Genomic DNA, 19,348 nt, shown 5'->3' with positions numbered 1-19,348 from the left:
TTTTTTGTGTGGGTGATTTTTCTCTGTTCCTGGAACTAATCTATAAACCGGAGTTGCAGGTTGTTCACCGCATCAGCTATATCAACAACATTTGGTTTAAATCTTAAGAAAATTACCCGATCCAAAAGTAGTTGGTTTTATTATTTCTTGGGATAGTAGTAGCATACTTTGCGTATGCAGTGCTGAAGCGGATTTCAGACCGGATACAAAGGGTAGTATAGAGTTCTATAAGGGGTTATCCTATTTTGTTTTTCCATAGAAGGGAACGGCAATGTGGCGGCGCAAACCAGGGGGCTCACAACCCCAAAACGTTTATTAAAATAGGGAATGCCGTCTTAGGAAAATAATTAATTATGACAAGTGTAACAAAAGTGCTGATGGGTATTTTTTGTTTTTCCTGTACTATGGGGAGTAAGGCACAAATACCTAAGAATGCAGAGGATATTAGCCCCCTGCTTATTGGGGAAAAGCTGCCTGATGCAAAGCTGGTTGACAACAACGGAAGCGAGGTTGACCTATTGTCATATGTAAAGGAGAAACCTACCGTTCTCGTGTTTTACAGGGGTGGATGGTGCCCCTACTGCAATATGCAGCTATCGGGCCTGGTAAAAATTGAAAAAGATATTCTAGACTTAGGTTATCAAATCATAGCCATTAGCCCGGACGATTACCGGAACTTGGTGAACACGGAAGAAAAAGACAGCATCCATTATAAACTGTTATCCGACCCAAACGGTAAGTTTATCAGCGATATAGGCATCGCGTTTCAAACGCCTGTCGTGATGAAAGGCTTTGCCGCCACCAAAAGACAGAAAGGTAAGATATCCGATATAATCCCGGTTCCTACCGTGATGGTTTTGGACACAAACGGTAAAATTCTTTTCGAGTACATCAATCCGAACTATAAAGAACGACTTAGCGGGAAGATGCTTTTAGCAGTATTAAAGACGATAGAGTGATGAGGGGATCCAATCTTTGACATAGGCTTTCTGCAAGTAAAAGCCTAATTCCTGCCAACAATGGAATAAGAAATGCGATTATTAACGATTTCAGATTGCCGGCACTAGGAACGATACAGGCTTGCTGTGGGAAAGCATTATACATGAAAATCGAAAGTTGAGCTTCAAAAGCACGGCCTAAAGAATAAGGAGCAACGACAATTCTTTCTATTTATTGGATTCATATATTAAAAATAATGTTCCGATTATTAAAATGTCTTGTAGAAAATGTATTGTCCAGGCCCAAAAGAAACCATGTGTTTCATACACCGACTTTGCTAATACAAAACCCAGAATCCCTGCAAGCGTTACCCCTATAATTCCATTAGGCATCCCTGCAAAATGCGGTATCCCAAACAGTATTGCTGAAATAAGAAAAATTGCTGTTGGCGCAAGTTGTCCGCTTAATGGCGACACAACGCCAAGTCTGTATATCATTTCTTCACCAAAAGAATTGGTAAGAGAAAACAAAATAATCCAGAATATGCCAGTTTGCAAACTTGCCCAATCTGGATTTGCATGTCTTATTTGAAAATAAAGGAATATTGCTGTAACCCCACTGATAACAATACAAAGCGATAGCCCTGTTTTTATCCAAGAATCTCCTTGCTTAATGCCAAATAGCTTTAATCCTTGTCCGGCTGCCGAGATTTGCCCGAATGCAAAATAACCTGAAAAATTTTGCTTGTTTAATAACCACGTAGTAAGTAGTGATATAGCTGTAATGAACATCAGTACCAATTGATGATTGAATTGTTTTGTTATGTATACATTATCACTAATCACAAAATCAGGTTTTCCGCTCCACTGTATGGCAAATAAAATTCCGACAGTATAGATCACCACAAGTACGATTGGGAGTATTATTTTTAATTGCCTTGTCATTTTAAATTTGATTTTTGTTGTGCCAGCGGTGTATAGCAGAAATTATAGCTCCTTTTTCGTTTTGACATTTTTATATCGGGTCGGATAAAATACCGCCTGAATTACATTGTATTCAATTTGATGCTGGCTGAATGATTGTCCGTTAATGTTTATTGTTGCAAACGGATACCAGCGCAAATTGGTTCTCAGTACAAAAAACTGTTCTGTTTTTCCCGGAAGAATGTCCCATCCGAAGGTAACTCCGGGATTAAATTGATTGAATGTTTTTTGAACGGGCTGATCCCCGGTTTCGGAAAATTTAATATTATCATATGCGATGTTCAAGCCTGCGTATGGCGTAAATCCGTTGTAATCCGTCAAAAACTTGTATGCCTCCAATGCGATGGAATTTTTTTGAATGGTTTGTTTTACACCAAAGGCTTCGTTTACAAATTTCGGATTTCTGTATGATACCGCCGTTATGATGCCCGCTCTGTTAAAATGATAACCAATTGAAGCATCTAAATAAGTGTTGGAGATAACTTTTTTATTGAAGTACGGATGCTTGCTGTTATTATAGTCAGCACTCGAAAGCATAAAAGAAGTGGCAAATCCCGTCCCAATAAAATAGTCGCCTGATTTTAAAGCGTCTTTGGTTGGTTTGGTAATATTACGGTATCGGTTTAAACGTTCATTTTCTTTTTCCATATTCCTTGAACGGGTTGTCTCCATGGCATAGATTATACCGATGTTTCCGCTCCAGACAGGCGTTTTAATTTGTTGAGAATTGGTTTTAGACAGGGGATATTGCCATTTGTTGGAATAATTATAATTCATTCCCGCCCGTACTAGCCAATTACCCCTGCCGTATAGCAATCCCATATCAGCTAACAACTTGTTTTGTTGAAAAAGAGGCTGTGTATTATCGGGTAATGATTTTTGTTTGAAGTTGACCACTGCCCAACTTGCACCGATATATGGCCTTACACGATTGTCTTTATATGCCCACGGTAAGAATCTTGCTCCCGTTACTACGGATTGATTCAGCGAAAAATGGGAAGAATCATTATTTTTAAGATTGATTTGTCCAAGAGGAATTGAGATATAAAAATCAGCGTGTCCCCAAAAATGAATGCCGCCAATATTCAGGTAGGGCATTAAAGAAGCTGTATTCTGAATAGAACCGGCTGTATTTCCGTTTAATATTTTGGAAGTAAATTTCGGGGAATAATTTCCGCCAAGTTCAAAATATGTTTTTGCAAAATTCAGGCGGTTTTTACCTTCCGTAACATATTCTTGTGCGGAAACAGGGATGATATATAAAAAAATAAGGCACCATACAAATACTTTTTTGTACAACATACTGCAGTAATTTAATTACTGCAATAATCCGGCTTATAGAACCAATAGCAGTTATCAAATGGTAATTAATGATGAGGAACCTGTTCATTCCGTATGCGGCTCAGGCTTTGAGGCGTTATGCCTAAATACGAAGCTATATATTTTTGAGGCGTTCGCTGAATGATTTGCGGTTGCTTGGCTTGCAATTCGGCATACCGCTCCTTTGCCGTCTTGACAAGTATATCGGTTTGTTGCTGCTGCTTGTGTATGAACAACGCTTCTGCCGCAAAGCGACAGATTCTATCGCCAAAGTCTGTATTGTGGCTTAGTTTGTCAAAATTCGTTTTGGAAATTCTGAACAGCTCCGTTGGCTCAAAAGTGATTATTTCAAGTGGCGTAGGTTGCTGTGTGAGAAACGACATATAATCCACAAAAAAATCTTCATCATAGCATAAGTCTATACAGACAAAGTTGTTGTTTTTCCACAGCAAAATTCCACCGCTCCCTTTTAAGATAAAGCTCAGGTATTTTTCGGTAGTGTGGGCAGATTTTATGCTTTGGCCTTTCTCAACGGTAATAATTTCTCCTAAATCTGTGAATGATTTCCATGCTTCTAGCGGAACGTTGAAGTAAGCGTCAAAAACCTGTTTTATTTTTTCTTCGATTGTCATGCCAATGGTTGTTTTGCTTCGTCAAATTTGAATTAACAGATCACCACAAACTTAGCGAAAATGCGTTTTTGGGTCACAAATATTGAACAGAAAGAGAGACACTGAAACAGAAATGTTGAATATTCCTGCCAAAACCCGTGTTGAAAGATATTTTCCCCTGCTTACCTTTATTTTCGCCTTGCTGATCGCAGCGGTACTGCGGAGAAAAAACAAGCCCGTGGGCGCTGCTGCTTAGTATCTACCGGACATGGCATCACTTGTTTGCACTGAGTTCGTTCATTTTTTTTGCTCAACTCCACCAGGTTTTCAGTGGTGATGTTAGGTAACAGCCAAGGATTTTTGCATTGGGTTTCGGAACATTTGTACTAATGATGTCTAACGTCCCGACCAACCGGATTGGCGTAAATGCCTTCCTGTCTTATATTTTCTATTTGATTGGAAGATAATTTATTGTATATCAATAAGATATGTAAAGTTACGTCATTTCGTCAATAAGTTGACATGAGCGAGGTGAAAAACGGGTACTTAGCACCTTTGGGTTCAAATACTCTCCTGACAAGAAAGTAAAAAAGACCGGCCGCTTTTGAAACCGCATATCTTGACACAGATTTTCAGGTTATTTCAAAGGATAACTATCTTGAATGACTCACCTGATAACAGAGGGGGCCAGTGGTACCTGGTTGAACCATTGTGCGGGGATAAATGTTATATAAAACAATCAAACGCTGAACTTTAAAAGCAAATGTATTTCATTATCAAAATAATCAAAAAATGAATCAATCAGAAAACAAAGTCGTCATCATCACCGGAGCGGCGATGGGATTAGGTCTGGCTGCAGCTAAAGAGCTGGCGGCAAAAGGTATCAACCTTACCTTAGTTGATTACAACGAAAAAGGTCTGGCCGATGCAAAGGCAGAAATCAGTCATGAATTTCCAAATGTGAAAATTCATACCGTAGTCGCTGATGTTTCTAACGAAGAATCCGTAAAAAACTACGTAGATGAGACGGTGAAAACCTTTGGCAGAATAGACGGGCTATACAATAATGCCGGGATTGAAGGCCACCAGGCCGGAATGGCGGAATACGACGTAAATATTTTTAAGAAAGTGATTGATATCAATCTGATGGGTGTTTATTATGGGTTAAGGTATGTATTACCGGTAATGAAAGCGCAGAATTTTGGACGTATTGTAAACGCAGCTTCCGTAGGCGGTATCCGTGGCGTTTTGAATCAAATCCCTTATGTTGCAAGCAAACACGCCGTATCCGGCATGACGAAAAATGCGGCGCTTGAGTACGGCCGGTATGGAGTTACTACAAATGCTATTGCGCCGGGCGCCATACTAACACCCATGGTGGCAGGGGCTTTCAAACAGGTGAACCCGGCTGACCCTAAGGCGGCAGAAACTGAATATGCAAAACACAACCCCACCAAACGACTGGGCTTGCCTAAGGAAGTGGCTAAGGTTGTGGCGTTCTTATTGAGCGAAGATGCTTCTTACGTAAATGGGCAAACTATTGCCATTGATGGTGGCGAATCTAATTTTTATGGAAACGTTTAACTGATCAGAAGGTCCTCATTTTCGTGATCATTGGAACGGGAGACGGAACGGCTGTCGGCAGACAGAAAATGAATTACGAAATAATTCGTAATTAAATTGATCGCTTTCAGATGCTCAAAAAAGAAATCTAATATAAAATCCCCGGCAAAATTGGATGAATGGGAAAATGTCGGACATTTGCCCCACACAGTAGTATTTGGCGGGTTCACAAAAATTACTGAAGAGATATATCTAACGCTGATCTAACGGAATTAATAAAAAGAGTATATTAAGAAGCATCATTTAAAAATCAATTATTCATTTAAAATGAAATTTATCATGAAAAAGAATGTTTTGAAATTTATTCTGCCGGCAGCCGCGTTTTCCATCTTTATCCTGATACAGGGATGTAATTCGGGGGGGAACGATCAGGCCAAATCAACAACTGATTCAAGTGAACACGCACACGGCGCAACTATGGGAGAAAGCCATGAACATGAAAACACATCGTCAGACGACATCGCTCTAAACAATGGCGCTAAATGGAAGGCTGATGAATCTACGAATAAGAATGTTGCACTGCTTGTCGCTACGGGTAATAAATTTTCCGCGAATTCAAAGAGAACACTGGAAGATTATCACAATTTCGGGAATGATATCAACGCGGGCATAAACAAAATGATCAGCGAATGTAAGATGACGGGAGCGGCAGACGGAGCGCTTCATGTCTGGTTTCATCCTGTGCTGACGCAAAGCAAGACTTTGAGTGATGCAACCGATACAACCGGGTTGAGCGGCGTTGCTTCCGGAATGATAGACCGTCTGCATATCTATCCTAATTACTTTGAATAAACGCTGAAAAGACGAGAGAGGGTCTTGCGCAAATTGCTTACTTTTTTGAAGTAAACAATGCTACTATTTGAATGAATTGAAGATTCTTTCAGAACTATCACGCTTAAAATATTAAATCATGGATACTAACGTTGTTGATTCTTTAAGAAACTCTGCAAAACACTGGTATTTGATATTGATTCTTGGCCTCGTATTCATAGCTATGGGGATTTTAGTGCTCCTGACACCGGTAAGCTCACTAATTGCTTTGTCCATTTTTTTTGCAGTTACTTTCTTTATTTCCGGTTTGTTTGAGATCATTTATGCAATCTCAAACAGGAAGGCCATCGATCATTGGGGATGGAACCTGGTGGGCGGTGTCATTGATTTGCTCATAGGAATTTTATTGATAGCCAATCCGGCGGCCTCAGTAGTTGTGCTTATCTTTTATGTGGGGTTTGCTTTGATCTTTAGGTCAATTATGACCATTGGATGGTCTGTACAGTTAAACAGGCTGCGTATCAGAAATTGGGGCTGGGTGCTGGTTTGGGGCATTTTGGGATTGATCTTCTCTTTTTTGTTGATTTTGAATCCGGCGATAACAGGGTTTGCGATTGTCGTCTTTCTTGGCGTTGCTTTTATGATGATCGGCATAGCGCAGATTATTCTTTCTTTCAGGTTAAAACAATTGAAAAAAATGGTTAACTGACCTGAAAACCTTCTGGTCGGGTAGCATTTTCTTTTTGAATTAGGATGTAACTTAGTTGCATTATTTTTTCGAAGCCGGGATTTTTATGCCTGTGAATGAATTCGTCAAACCCTGGGTTATGCGCATTAAACGGTGAGGTAATGGCCGTGTCCCATGGTTATGTTTAATCTTGCATTTGGAAGATCTTGTAAAACTCGTCCCAGGCGGAATTAAAAGTATTCAGATGAAGAAGAACTACCAGCTAGGCAAGGAAGAAGTGGTCGGCCGGCTTCAATCATCTTTTTCCGGCTTGACGAATGAGGCAATTCCCGCGCTGCAAAAAAAGTATGGGAAGAATGTGCTGGTAGAGGCCAAACAAAAAAGCAAACTTTCCATTCTTTTAGGTCAGTTTAATGATGTAATGATCATTATACTGATCGTTGCCGCTGCTATCTCATTCTTTATGGGTGAGCATACAGATGCAATTGTAATACTTGCCATTATTATTGGAAATGCCTGGTTGGGTTATTCGCAGGAAAATAAAGCTGAAGCATCTATTAAGATGCTAAAGAAAATGGCCGCGCAATTTGCACTGGTACTGCGTGAAGATAAGCCTGTGAAATTGGAAGCCGCCGAGTTGGTCCCCGGGGATGTGATTTTGCTGGAAGCAGGCAATATTATACCGGCAGACGCAAGACTACTTGAAGTAAGCGCTTTTAAGACAGACGAAGCTTCCCTGACGGGCGAGAGCTATTCTGTTGAAAAGACAACGAATGCCATAGCAGAAGATAACCTGGTGGCCGGGGATCAGCTAAATATGGTATTTAAGGGAACCATTGTCAGCAGCGGCTCGGCAAAGGCAGTGGTGACAGCTACCGGCATGGATACGGAAGTAGGAAAGATCGCGGGTCTGATGGATACCGGGTTCCAAAAAACACCATTGCAAAAACGACTTGCCGTATTCAGCAAGCAATTAGCTGTTATCGTCATCATCATATGCGCTTTGGTTTTTGTCTTGGGCTTGCAGAGGGGTGTGCCAGTCTTTCAAATGTTCCTGACGGCTCTTTCCCTGGCCGTTGCAGCATTACCGGAAGCGCTTCCAGTCGTTATTACGATCGCCCTGGCCAGAAGCGCTGCCCGAATGGTAAAACAAAAAGCGCTGATAAGGAAACTTCCCGCCGTAGAAACATTGGGATCGGTCACCTACATCTGCACTGATAAAACAGGTACGCTTACTCAAAATATAATGACGGTTGAAAAATTGCAGTCAACCGAAAATCAGGAAGACTTATTAAATTACGCGATGCTCCTGAATAACGAGGTCAAAGTTTCCGGTGAGAATGAATTGTTGGGTGATTCTACAGAGACTGCCTTGGTAAACTATGCGCTCAAACAACATTATGAGAAAGAAAATGCGGATGCAAAATATCCGCTGGTCGCAACGCTGCCATTTGATTCGGACCGGATGCGTATGAGTACCCTGCACAGATATGAAAACAAATGGATATTATTTACAAAAGGCGCACCCATAAAAATTGCGGAAGTACTTTCTGCAGATGAAAGTAACAAAGCGGAAGAATGGTTAAAAACTAACAAAGAATGGGCGAACCGGGGCCTTAGGGTTTTGTTTTTTGCTTATAAGGTTTTTGATAAACAACCCTCAAAACCTGACCTGAGTTTGGAAAAGGACATGGAGTTGTTAGGAATGGCGGGCATGATTGATCCACCCCGTGAGGAAGTTGCAGAGGCGATCCTGCAATGTAAAACCGCCGGCATTAAAACGGTTATGATAACCGGTGATCAGGCGCTTACAGCCAGGGCCATTGGAGAAAGACTGAAAATTATTGATAAGAACAGGGCCGCCATCACGGGAGCAGAACTTCAGGATCTATCCGAAGAAGAACTTCAAGGTGAAGTCAATAAGTTTTTTGTGTATGCGCGGGTATCGCCTGAACAAAAATTAAATATCGTAAAAGCACTGCAACAAAATGGAGAGTTTGTAGCTATGACGGGCGATGGAGTCAATGACGCACCGTCGTTAAAACAGGCTGATATTGGATTGGCAATGGGTATCACCGGAACAGACGTGGCCAAAGAGGCATCTGATATGATTTTGCTTGATGATAATTTTGCTACCATCGTAAAAGCCGTAAGAGAAGGGCGGAGAATATATGAAAACATCAGAAAATTTATCCTGTATGTACTTTCCTGCAATCTGAGCGAGATACTAACACTACTTTTCGCACCTCTGCTCGGCTTTGCTATGCCACTGCTTCCTATTCATATTTTATGGATAAACCTGGTAACAGATGGACTGCCCGGTATAGAACTGGTGGCAGAACCTGCAGAGAAAGGGATTATGAAGCAACCTCCGAGGCCACCGAAGGAGAATTTGTTTGCCGGCGGGCTGGCGGCGAAAATAATATCATCAGGCATTGTATTGACGCTGGCTGCACTTTTTATTCAATGGTGGGCTATCGGAAAGGGTTATGATCTGGTAACACAACAAACCATGGTATTTACAACACTGTGTTTCGTTCAATTAGCCAATGCGCTATCCTGCCGATCAATTCATCATTCACTTTTTGCTAAGGGGATATTTTCAAATAAAGCTATGTGGGTAACCATCATCGTGACAATCATACTGCAGCTCTTGCTTGTATATCAGTCTTTTTTGCATTCAATATTCAGAACCACAAGTTTGAGCCTGGAAGCGATGGAAATCATTGCGTGGGTTACAATTATTTGTTTATTGTGCCTGGAGCTACTCAAATTTCTATCAGATAAAATGAGGGGAAGGAGGTTTTAGAACAGTCATTTTTGTTACTAGTTTAATGCGCCGGAAAACTTTGGTCCCTAAAAAGGAATACGGATGCCGGAATCGATGTCTCCCTGCGGCGTTTAAGCAGCGTTCTCTCAAAATTGACCGGTACTAATCCTCCAAAAAACGGCGGAATTTCGTGCCGTGACAAAAAAAAGAAAAGTAGATAGTGTTTCGTTGCAGGCATTAAGTATTAATTGTTTTATCTTTATTAGCAGTAAAGGCGACCCTAAGTGAACCCACCAGGCGGTAGATAGCAAAGAAATTAATCGGAGTTTTTAATTATCTAATTGAAAATGTACAAGAAAAAAGATATACTGATTGTACTGTTGATTTCAAAATTCCAAAGTTCAGTAGCACAAAAGCGACGGCCGGTACTGGACATCATGCTGACCAATTCTAACCATCCCTTTGAGATGCATTTTATAAATATTAAGAGTCAAAACCGGGATTTGAAAATGTCGGGCATTTGCCCCACATAGAGGCATTTGGCCGTTTTATAAAGTTACTGAAAGATTATTTAAAAAGCTAATATGATCGTGGTAAAAACTATTGTGAAGAGGGGCTAAGGTCAAGGATGACGTTGTAAATTTCTAAATGCACGCAATGGTCAAACATAAAAATGCAATTAAAAAAATATACCGATGAAATCGACAAACTTTTTATTCCTGATGACGCTCGGCATTGTTTTAATATTGAATGCCTGCAAAGGAAACGGTAAGAGCGGGGAATCGTCAAATAGTAATCTCACAAAAATCAACCCTTCCGAAATGAAACAAATTGGAAATGTAAATGAGCGATTTCAGTCGTACAACGTGGAAATGGTGGAAGTTGTAGGCGGTAAATTCTGGAAACCTTATAAGCTGATGGACAGCCTCCCTTCGGGACAGGCTACTTCTACTTACGATATTTCGCAGAATAATGACCAGATGTATCGCCAGCTGGCTCCGATTAATCTGACAGACAAGCGTTTGCTCAATCTGGCAAAAGGGCTTGCTCCGGCTTATGTCCGCGTAAGCGGGACCTGGGCTAATGCCATTTATTTTCAGAATGATGATAACCCGAAAGTAGAGAAAGCGCCGGCAGGGTTCGTAAATGTTCTGACGAGAAAAGAATGGAAAGGGGTGTTGGACTTTATCAAAGCCACCGGTTCCAAATTGGTTACTTCATTTGCGGTATCCAATGGGGTGCGAGATGGGCAGGGTGTATGGACACCCAAAGAAGCGCAGAAGATTGCAGACTATACCAAAAGCATGGGTGGCAGCATTGCTGCAGCCGAGCTTTTTAATGAACCGACTATGCCCCTGGCCGGTGGTGCGATGAATAAGAACTATTCCGCACACAATTTTGCCATGGATGTGGCGGTTTTCAAAAGCTGGGTGAAAAAGGAAGTGCCCGACATGTTGATTGCCGGCCCCGGCTCTGTTGGTGAAGGTTTGAACGGTGTAAACTTTGCAGACCTGAGAGTACAGTTCATGTCGAGCGATGCGATGATGTCTGCTGATCCTAAGCCAGTATTTGATGTATTCTCATATCATTTTTATGGTGCGGCTTCGATTCGCATGGTGCAAAGCGGCCGATTCTCAATAAAGCCTGACAATGCCCTGACAGATGCGTGGCTGCGCAGAACGGACACGGTGGCTGTTTATTATACAGGATTAAGAGATAAATACAATCCGGGTAAATCGTTGTGGATAACTGAAACCGGAGAAGCGGCTGCTGGCGGCGACCCGTTTGCTGCCACGTATCTTGATTGTTTTCGATATTTGTATCAATTAGGTTCTTTAGCACAGAAAAATATTCAGGTTATCATGCACAATACCCTTGCGGCGAGTGAGTACAGTCTCATTGATCAGGATACACATTTACCCAAGCCCAACTATTGGGCGGCTTTATTGTGGGCAAAATTGATGGGCACAAAAGTCTATGATGCGGGAAAGGGAGATCCGGGTGTTTATCTATTTGCTCATGACACCAAGGGCGTTAAGAACGGCATCACACTTATGGTGCTAAATACCAATAAAACGCCTGGGAAAATAAACATCGCTGATAAAGGGCAACAATACACTTTAACGGCGAAAGAACTTCAGGCAAGTAAAGTACAGTTTAATGGCAAAGATCTGCAGTTAACGGCCAATGATGAATTGCCATCAATTGAAGGGCAATCTGTCGATGCGGGCGATGTTACCCTGAAGCCTTTAAGTATTAATTTTTTTACATTCTCTCAAAAATGACCGAATTCGCAAGGACGGTAGATAAGGATCAAAGTATTCTCGAAATCATTCTTCCGGCCTCTTTAGCTTTATTATTATTTGTCGGAATCACCCCCTGATGTTGTCTGAATCGCCATCCTCGGGGACGGGTCTAAATATTTACTTTTGAAAAAATAATCAGTTATGGCAGATATCTTACATCGGGTAGGAATCAAGACATCATCGATTGACGAAGTCTACAGGGCGCTGACCAGGAGAGACGGCCTTGCCGGCTGGTGGGCCACCAACACCGAGGGAGAGGGTGATCAGGTTGGAAACATCATCAGGTTCAGGTTTGGCGCGGGAGGTTTCGATATGAAAGTTACCAGACTTGATAAACCCCATCTGGTTGAATGGGAAGTGGCAGATGGCCCTGAAGAATGGATCGGTACAACCATTCGTTATGAGCTTAAGCAAGACGGTGACTACGTGATTGTGCTATTTAAGCACCTCAACTGGAAGGAGCCTGTAGAATTCATGCATCATTGCAGTACCAAGTGGGCGATATTCCTGATGAGCCTGAAGGCTCTTGTTGAGACAGGTAAAGGTAATCCCGATCCCGATGATATCAAGATCGACAACTGGAACTAAAAGATTGGCGCGGTTATATTCTGCTGATATTATTTTTCGGATGTTTTAGTATCATATGCATCAATGACTTTTGCTGCGTGAACTAGTGCCGCTCCGGCATTTACGGCGATAGCTACGCCAACTGCTGAGGCAACCTCTTCCCGTGTTGCACCTTGTTTTATAGCGGCATCCGTGTGAATGATGATGCAGCCATCACATTGCCTGGTTACGGCCACAGCCAGCGAAATAAGTTCTCTTGTTTTTGCATCCAGTACATTGTTCTTTGCATCGGCATCGGTCAATGTCCGGTAACCCCGAAGCAGATCGGGGCTTAGTCTCGCGACCTGGGTAATGCCGGCGAGCACATTCTTTTGATATTCATTCCAGTTTAGTATCATGATTTTGTGTTTTGTTGAAAGAGCACTCTAAAGTTACGCCCGCCCGGCGAATTCCAAAAAAAATCTACCAAAACACGGGTAAGGCAGTGAAAACACTCACATGGGTCTTCGTCCCAATACCCAACTGGCCATTGATGTTGTAGCCGCTTGCCAGGATTTTTCCATTTTTTAAGATCAGGGTACGCCCGGTGCTTGCCTTAACAGTTTGCACACCGTTTGCAACGTTTATGAACTGGTTTGAATTACTGGTATTGCCTATACCGAACTGACCATATGCGTTATGTCCAGTTATCCACAGTGTTTGATCATTTTTTAGAATTGCGGTGTGCTCTCCTCCCGTACTAATAGCTTTCACCTGATCGGCAACTTGTACAAAATGATCGGCATCGGTATTGTTACCCGTCCCTAATTGGCCGAAATAATTGTAGCCGGTAGCCCAGACCGTACTGTCTTTTTTCAATATGATTGAATAGTCATGTTCGCCGGCAGCCACAGCCATGACGTTATTGGTTACAAGCGCCGGCGTGCTTCTGTTTAACCCATCGCTGAACCCTAACTGGAAATAACTATTTCTGCCGGCAGCAAATAAGGAGCCATCCATTTTAAGTATCAGCGTGTGCCCAAAGGCAGCGCTTACTGTCTGTACATTGTCCGTAACCTGCGTAAAGACAAATATATTGTTCGTATGACCCAACCCAAGCTGTCCGGAGTCATTTGCGCCAGTAGCCCAAAGGGTATGGTCTGTTTTGATGATGAACGAACTGCTTATACCCGCGTGGACAGCTATGGCATCGGTGGCCACGTGTGCAAAAACTGTTTTCCCAATTCCCGCTGTGCCGTCGCCCAGCTCACCGGCATAATTGATGCCAACCGACCAAACGGTGCCATCGTGTTTTAAGACGAGTGTGTGCAAGGAGCCTGCAGAAACAGCTTTTACGCCTCCCATGATAAAAACCGGCGTGGAGTGGTCACCGCCGCTAATGCCTAACTGCCCGAATGAGTTGTTCCCCGTACCATACAGATTGCCATCGGGGCTAAGGAAGAGACTGTGCAAGTATCCCCCAGCCATCTGCCACTTTGCTTTTGCCATGGAATAAGTGACCCCCATGTAGGTAATGTCTATAAAATCACCTCTATCTGTGATGGTGAAATTGGCAATAGCCGCAGGTCCCTGTGGTCCTGTAGCTCCGGGCGCTCCTGGCTGCCCCTGCGGTCCGGTTGCCCCGGTTGCTCCCGGCGCACCTTGTGGTCCTGTGGCTCCCGCTGTCCCTGGCAGACCCGTTGTCCCCTGTGGTCCAGTTGCTCCCGTTGCTCCCGTTGCCCCTGGCAGCCCCTGTGGTCCCGTTGCTCCGGTTGCTCCCGTTGCCCCTGGCAGCCCCTGTGGTCCTGTGGCTCCGGGCGTTCCTGGCAGCCCCTGTGGTCCTGTTGCGCCCGGTGTTCCTGGGATCCCCTGTGGTCCTGTGGCTCCTGTGGCTCCTGTGGCTCCTGTTGCTCCCGTTGTTCCCTGCGGACCCTGTAGCCCGATTGCCCCCGGCGTTCCTGGAAGGCCCTGCGGTCCTGCCGCACCCGGTATCCCCTGCAGTCCCTGCGGACCTGTGGCTGCGACGGGGTTCCCGGCGCCATCTTTTACGATCATCCAGGCGTTACCTCCGTCATAGCTCGCCATCCATTGGTTATTACTAACCCTGAACTGAGGCGTAGCACCATCTTTTCCGTTGGCACCATCGTTCCCGGTTACCCTGAGTTTTTGCCCGCCCTGAAGCATATAATCCCCGCCAAGGGTCCAGTAATACCAGCCATCGGTATCTTGTTTCACACCTATGACCGGTGCATTCACGCCATCCTTTCCATTTAGTCCGTCTTTACCAGCGGCCCCATCTTTTCCGTTGGTGATGGAAATCGTACCGCCATTGCTCATCGTAAGCAGGTAGCCCGTTGCCGTCGCAGTATAAGATTTTACACTAATGTTTTGCTGCAGTGCCGTAGTAATGTTCTTTAATGATGAGATATCCGCATTGACGGATTTAACGGCTGTTTCCAATGCTGCGATGCGGGATGTCAGGCCGGTTAAGTTATCTTCCTGTCGCTGTTGTCTCCTTTTGATCTCATCAAATTCGGGACGCTGACAGCCTGCTGAAAGCAAAGTGGCTATAAAAAGAAAAAGTATATGAACTCTGGTCACGAGTACGTGTTTATTTTTTGATTCGATAGCTGACCATTATTTTTTGAGATGACTGGATCCTCGGCCTATATCAAACTGAAATCCGGCGTAGGCGTGCGTCCGACGATTGACTTTTTACATTTCAAATCAGGCCTACCAAAACACGGGTAAATCAGTGAAGACATGTACATCGCTTCTCGTCCCAATACCCAACTGACCGAAGTTGTTTTGGCCGCTTGACAGAAATTTACCATTTTTTAGGATCAGGGTAAACTGGAAGCCGGCTTCAACACTTTGCACACCACTGGCGACCTTGATGAACAGGTTCGAACTATTGGTGTTTCCAATTCCGAACACACCATATGTATTATAGCCAGTTATCCACAGGGTTTGATCATTTTTTAAGATGGCGCTATGCATTTCACCTATACTAATGACTTTTACATGATCGGCAACTTGTATAAAATGATCACTGTCTGTATTGTTACCCGTCCCTAATTGGCCGAAATAATTGTAGCCGGTTGCCCAGACCGTACTGTCTTTTTTTAGAATCATTGAATATGCATGATTGCCTGCTGCCACCGCCATAACGTTGTTGGTTATAAGCGTCGGCGTGGTTCTGTTCAACCCATCGTTGAGACCTAATTGGGAAAGATTATTCTTGCCTGCGGCATATAGTGAGCCATCCATTTTGAGGATCAGCGTGTGCCCATAGGCAGCGCCTACTGTCTGTACATTATCAGTAACCTGTGTAAACACATTTAAATTGGTCGTATTGCCTAACCCTAACTGCCCAAATTCATTGTCACCGGTAGCCCACAGCGTACGGTCTGTTTTTATAATGAATGAGTTAAGAAATCCAGCATAGATAGCGATTGCATTGGTGGCCACCTGTGAAAAAGTTTTTGTATTTGCGGTTGCACCGTTACCTAGTTCACCTTCAGCATTGTAACCAACCGCCCAAACGGTACCATCGTGCTTTAAGACGAGTGTGTGCATGCCGCCTGCTGCAACAGCTTTTACGCCCCCCATGATAAAAACCGGTGTGGAGCTGATGCCGCCGTTAATACCAAGTTGCCCGTATGTATTGTCCCCTGTGCCGTACAGATTCCCATCGGGGCTAAGGAGGAGACTGTGCAAGATTCCCGCGGCGATCTGCCACTTCGCTTTTGCTAAGGGGTAGGTGACCTCCATGTACGTAACGTCTATAAAATCACCGCGGTCAGTGATACTGAAATTGGTGATACCTGCAGGCACTTTCCGAACTGTGGCCGCGACCGGGTTCCCCGCGCCGTCTTTTACGATCACCCAGGCATTACCCCCATCGTAGCTCGCCATCCACTGATTATCAGTTACCCTGAACCGGGGTGTAACAGCATCTTTCCCCTTGACGCCATCGCTTCCTATGACCCTGAGTTTTTGTCCGTCCTGAAGTATGAAATCTCCGCCGATGGTCCAGTAATACCAGCCATCGGTATTTTCTTTTACGCCGATGACCGGCGTATTCACTCCATCTGTTCCATTTAATCCGTCTTTACCAGCGGCGCCATCTTTTCCTTTGGTGATGGAAATTGTAGTGCCATTGCTCATGGTGAGCAGGTAGCTTGAATCCGTTGCCGTATGAGATTTTACAGGGATGTTTTGCTGCAGGGCTGCGGTGATGTCTTTTAATGATGAGATACCTGCATTGATGGATTTAACGGCCGTTTCCAGCGCTGCGATGCGGGATTCTTCCTGTTGCTGTCTCCTTTTGACCTCTTCAAGATCGGTGCGCCGACAGCCGACTGAGAGCAAAACGGTTATTAAGAAGAAAAATGTATAAGCTCTTAACATGAGTAGGGGTTTGTTTTTTGATTCGATAGCTAACTATTATTTCGATAGCTGCCTGTTATTTTTTTGATGCCGGGATCCCCGTCGATACTAAACGGAAACCCGGTGAATGCGTCCGACTGACTATTGATTTTTTACATTTCAAAACAGTACTACCAAAACACAGGTAACGCAGTGAAGACGTGCGCATCGCTATACGTCCCGATACCCAACTGACCGAAGTTGTTTTGGCCGCTTGACAGAAATTTACCATTTTTTAGGATCAGGGTAAACTGGAAGCCGGCTTCAACACTTTGCACGCCACTAGCGACGTTTATGAACTGGTTTGAATTATTTTGATTGCCGACACCGAGCTGGCCATTTAAATTATATCCGGTTATCCACACTGTTTGATCATTTTTTAAGATGGCGGTATGCCCTGATCCGGTACTAATTGCTTTTACCTGATCGGCAACTTGTATAAAATGATCACTGTCTGTATTGTTACCCGTCCCTAATTGGCCGAATCCATTTGAGCCGGTTGCCCAGACCGTACTGTCTTTTTTTAGAATCATTGAATATGCATGATTGCCTGCTGCGACCCCCATAACGTTGTTGGTTATAAGCGTTGGCGTGGTTCTGTCCAACCCATCGTTGAGACCCAATTGGAAAAGATTATTCCTGCCTGCAGCATATAGTGAGCCATCCATTTTGAGGATCAGCGTGTGCCCATAGGCAGCGCCTACTGTCTGTACATTATCAGTAACCTGTGTAAACACATTTAAATTGGTCGTATTGCCTAACCCTAACTGCCCAAATTGATTGTCGCCGGTAGCCCACAGCGTACGGTCTGTTTTTATGATGAATGAGTTAAGAAATCCAGCATAGATAGCGATTGCATTGGTGGCCACCTGTGAAAAAGCTTTTGTATTTGCGGTTGCACCGTTACCTAGTTCACCTTCAGCATTGTAACCAACCGCCCAAACGGTACCATCGTGCTTTAAGACGAGTGTGTGCATGCCGCCTGCTGCAACAGCTTTTACGCCCCCCATGATGAAAACCGGTGTGGAGCTGATCCCGCCGTTAATACCAAGTTGCCCGTATGTATTGTCCCCTGTGCCGTACAGATTTCCATCGGGGCTAAGAAATAAGCTGTGCCTGTCTCCCGCGGACATCTGCCATTTTGCTTTTGCCATGGAATAAGTGACTCCCATGTAGGTAATGTCTATGAAATCGCCTCTATCTATGATGGTGAAATTGGCAATAGCCGCAGGTCCCTGCGGTCCTGTTGCTCCTTGCGCTCCTGGCTGCCCCTGCGGTCCCGTTGCCCCCGTTGCTCCTGGCACCCCCTGTGGCCCTGTGGCCCCCGGTGTTCCCGGCAGCCCCGTTGTTCCCTGTGGTCCCGTTGCTCCGGTTGCTCCCGTTGCCCCTGGCAGCCCCTGTGGTCCTGTGGCCCCCGTTGCTCCGGTTGCTCCCGTTGCCCCTGGCAGCCCCTGTGGTCCTGTGGCTCCGGGCGTTCCTGGCAGCCCCTGTGGTCCTGTTGCGCCCGGTGTTCCTGGGATCCCCTGTGGTCCTGTGGCTCCGGTTGCTCCGGTTGCTCCCGTTGTTCCCTGCGAACCCTGTGGTCCCGTTGCTCCGGGCGTTCCCGGTATTCCTTGTGGTCCTGCCTGACCCGGTATTCCCTGCAGTCCCTGCGGACCTGTGGCTGCGACGGGGTTCCCGGCGCCGTCTTTTACAATCATCCAGGCATTCCCTCCATCATAGCTCGCCATCCATTGGTTGTTACTAACGCTGAACTGGGGAGTAACGCCATCTTTTCCATTGACACCATCGTTTCCGGTTACCCTGAGTTTTTGCCCGCCCTGAAGCATATAATCTCCGCCAAGGGTCCAGTAATACCAGCCATCGGTATCTTTTTTTACACCTATGACCGGTGCATTCACACCATCCTTTCCATTTAGTCCGTCTTTACCAGTGGCACCCTCTTCTCCGTTGGTGATGGAAATCGTACCGCCATTGCTCATCGTAAGCAGGTAGCCCGTTGCCGTCGCAGTATAAGATTTTACACTAATGTTTTGCTGCAGTGCCGTAGTAATGTTCTTTAATGATGAGATATCCGCATTGACGGATTTAACGGCTGTTTCCAATGCTGCGATGCGGGATGTCAGGCCGGTTAAGTTATCTTCCTGTCGCTGTTGTCTCCTTTTGATCTCATCAAAATCGTTACGCTGACAGCCTGCTGAAAGCAAAAATGTTATAAAGATAAAAAATATATGAACTCTTATCATAAGTAAAGGTTTACTCTTTAATTTGACAGTTGACTATTATTTTTTCTGATGCCTGGGTCCACTTCATATATCAAACTGAAACCCGGCATAGGTGCGCGACTGAATTTCTACTTT

Annotated in this window: 15 protein-coding genes; 8 read left to right on the top strand and 7 right to left on the bottom strand. The window is 44.4% G+C overall.

The window, feature by feature from the left end; translation table 11 throughout:
* Positions 1-353: 353 nt before the first annotated feature.
* A complete protein-coding gene (locus AC3WS5_RS12655) occupies positions 354-959 on the top strand; it encodes a peroxiredoxin-like family protein (RefSeq protein WP_492467754.1) in 606 nt (201 codons plus the stop codon).
* 207 nt (positions 960-1,166) lie between these two features.
* Here AC3WS5_RS12655 and AC3WS5_RS12650 read toward each other — a convergent pair whose 3' ends face one another.
* The 3 genes from AC3WS5_RS12650 to AC3WS5_RS12640 form a co-directional block, all read right to left on the bottom strand.
* The gene (locus AC3WS5_RS12650) at positions 1,167-1,883 is read right to left on the bottom strand and encodes a CPBP family intramembrane glutamic endopeptidase (protein WP_492467753.1); all 717 of its coding nucleotides are present in this window, start codon (positions 1,881-1,883) and stop codon (positions 1,167-1,169) included.
* 42 nt (positions 1,884-1,925) lie between these two features.
* Complete coding sequence (locus AC3WS5_RS12645) at positions 1,926-3,224, bottom strand: hypothetical protein (RefSeq protein ID WP_492467752.1); 1,299 nt, start codon at positions 3,222-3,224, stop codon at positions 1,926-1,928.
* A 65-nt stretch (positions 3,225-3,289) separates the two neighbouring features.
* The gene (locus AC3WS5_RS12640) at positions 3,290-3,874 is read right to left on the bottom strand and encodes a Crp/Fnr family transcriptional regulator (protein WP_492467751.1); all 585 of its coding nucleotides are present in this window, start codon (positions 3,872-3,874) and stop codon (positions 3,290-3,292) included.
* Positions 3,875-3,956: 82 nt separating this feature from the next.
* Between AC3WS5_RS12640 and AC3WS5_RS12635 the strand changes: the two genes are divergently transcribed.
* The 7 genes from AC3WS5_RS12635 to AC3WS5_RS12605 all read left to right on the top strand — a co-directional run bounded on the left by AC3WS5_RS12635 (position 3,957) and on the right by AC3WS5_RS12605 (position 12,599).
* Positions 3,957-4,109 carry a hypothetical protein gene (locus AC3WS5_RS12635; RefSeq protein WP_492467750.1) on the top strand — a complete coding sequence of 51 codons (153 nt, stop codon included), beginning with the start codon at positions 3,957-3,959 and terminating at the stop codon, positions 4,107-4,109.
* 536 nt (positions 4,110-4,645) lie between these two features.
* On the top strand, positions 4,646-5,437 hold the full coding sequence (locus tag AC3WS5_RS12630; RefSeq protein WP_492467749.1) for an SDR family oxidoreductase: 792 nt from the start codon (positions 4,646-4,648) through the stop codon (positions 5,435-5,437).
* Between the two features lie 318 nt (positions 5,438-5,755).
* A complete protein-coding gene (locus AC3WS5_RS12625; RefSeq protein WP_492467748.1) occupies positions 5,756-6,268 on the top strand; it encodes a hypothetical protein in 513 nt (170 codons plus the stop codon).
* Positions 6,269-6,386: 118 nt separating this feature from the next.
* Entirely contained in the window at positions 6,387-6,956 is a 570-nt protein-coding gene (locus AC3WS5_RS12620) for an HdeD family acid-resistance protein (RefSeq protein ID WP_492467747.1), read from the top strand.
* A gap of 223 nt (positions 6,957-7,179) precedes the next feature.
* Positions 7,180-9,744: a cation-translocating P-type ATPase gene (locus tag AC3WS5_RS12615; RefSeq protein WP_492467746.1), complete on the top strand. Its 2,565-nt coding sequence runs from the start codon at positions 7,180-7,182 to the stop codon at positions 9,742-9,744.
* A gap of 656 nt (positions 9,745-10,400) precedes the next feature.
* Positions 10,401-11,990, top strand: a complete 1,590-nt coding sequence (locus tag AC3WS5_RS12610) for a hypothetical protein (protein ID WP_492467745.1) — start codon at positions 10,401-10,403, stop codon at positions 11,988-11,990.
* 162 nt (positions 11,991-12,152) lie between these two features.
* Positions 12,153-12,599, top strand: a complete 447-nt coding sequence (locus AC3WS5_RS12605; protein ID WP_492467744.1) for an SRPBCC family protein — start codon at positions 12,153-12,155, stop codon at positions 12,597-12,599.
* A gap of 29 nt (positions 12,600-12,628) precedes the next feature.
* Here AC3WS5_RS12605 and AC3WS5_RS12600 read toward each other — a convergent pair whose 3' ends face one another.
* The 4 genes from AC3WS5_RS12600 to AC3WS5_RS12585 all read right to left on the bottom strand — a co-directional run bounded on the left by AC3WS5_RS12600 (position 12,629) and on the right by AC3WS5_RS12585 (position 19,234).
* Positions 12,629-12,976 (bottom strand): carboxymuconolactone decarboxylase family protein, encoded by a 348-nt coding sequence (locus AC3WS5_RS12600; protein ID WP_492467743.1) that lies wholly within the window; start codon positions 12,974-12,976, stop codon positions 12,629-12,631.
* Between the two features lie 64 nt (positions 12,977-13,040).
* Positions 13,041-15,158: a PL29 family lyase N-terminal domain-containing protein gene (locus AC3WS5_RS12595; protein WP_492467742.1), complete on the bottom strand. Its 2,118-nt coding sequence runs from the start codon at positions 15,156-15,158 to the stop codon at positions 13,041-13,043.
* Between the two features lie 132 nt (positions 15,159-15,290).
* Positions 15,291-16,970 (bottom strand): RCC1 domain-containing protein, encoded by a 1,680-nt coding sequence (locus AC3WS5_RS12590; protein WP_492467741.1) that lies wholly within the window; start codon positions 16,968-16,970, stop codon positions 15,291-15,293.
* Positions 16,971-17,119: 149 nt separating this feature from the next.
* On the bottom strand, positions 17,120-19,234 hold the full coding sequence (locus tag AC3WS5_RS12585; protein WP_492467740.1) for an RCC1 domain-containing protein: 2,115 nt from the start codon (positions 19,232-19,234) through the stop codon (positions 17,120-17,122).
* Positions 19,235-19,348: the final 114 nt, after the last annotated feature.

It is taken from the genome of Niabella sp. CPT15-335-S11, from assembly GCF_058792415.1.
The sequence above is the reverse complement of the archived record's forward strand: the minus strand, read 5'-3'. Positions and strand labels throughout refer to the sequence as shown.

Coding starts and splice junctions, on each gene's coding strand:
- AC3WS5_RS12655 (WP_492467754.1), top strand. CDS start 354: ATGACAAGTGTAACAAAAGTGCTGATGGGTATTTTTTGTTTTTCCTGT.
- AC3WS5_RS12650 (WP_492467753.1), bottom strand. CDS start 1,883: ATGACAAGGCAATTAAAAATAATACTCCCAATCGTACTTGTGGTGATC.
- AC3WS5_RS12645 (WP_492467752.1), bottom strand. CDS start 3,224: ATGTTGTACAAAAAAGTATTTGTATGGTGCCTTATTTTTTTATATATC.
- AC3WS5_RS12640 (WP_492467751.1), bottom strand. CDS start 3,874: ATGACAATCGAAGAAAAAATAAAACAGGTTTTTGACGCTTACTTCAAC.
- AC3WS5_RS12630 (WP_492467749.1), top strand. CDS start 4,646: ATGAATCAATCAGAAAACAAAGTCGTCATCATCACCGGAGCGGCGATG.
- AC3WS5_RS12625 (WP_492467748.1), top strand. CDS start 5,756: ATGAAAAAGAATGTTTTGAAATTTATTCTGCCGGCAGCCGCGTTTTCC.
- AC3WS5_RS12620 (WP_492467747.1), top strand. CDS start 6,387: ATGGATACTAACGTTGTTGATTCTTTAAGAAACTCTGCAAAACACTGG.
- AC3WS5_RS12615 (WP_492467746.1), top strand. CDS start 7,180: ATGAAGAAGAACTACCAGCTAGGCAAGGAAGAAGTGGTCGGCCGGCTT.
- AC3WS5_RS12610 (WP_492467745.1), top strand. CDS start 10,401: ATGAAATCGACAAACTTTTTATTCCTGATGACGCTCGGCATTGTTTTA.
- AC3WS5_RS12605 (WP_492467744.1), top strand. CDS start 12,153: ATGGCAGATATCTTACATCGGGTAGGAATCAAGACATCATCGATTGAC.
- AC3WS5_RS12600 (WP_492467743.1), bottom strand. CDS start 12,976: ATGATACTAAACTGGAATGAATATCAAAAGAATGTGCTCGCCGGCATT.
- AC3WS5_RS12590 (WP_492467741.1), bottom strand. CDS start 16,970: ATGTTAAGAGCTTATACATTTTTCTTCTTAATAACCGTTTTGCTCTCA.
- AC3WS5_RS12585 (WP_492467740.1), bottom strand. CDS start 19,234: ATGATAAGAGTTCATATATTTTTTATCTTTATAACATTTTTGCTTTCA.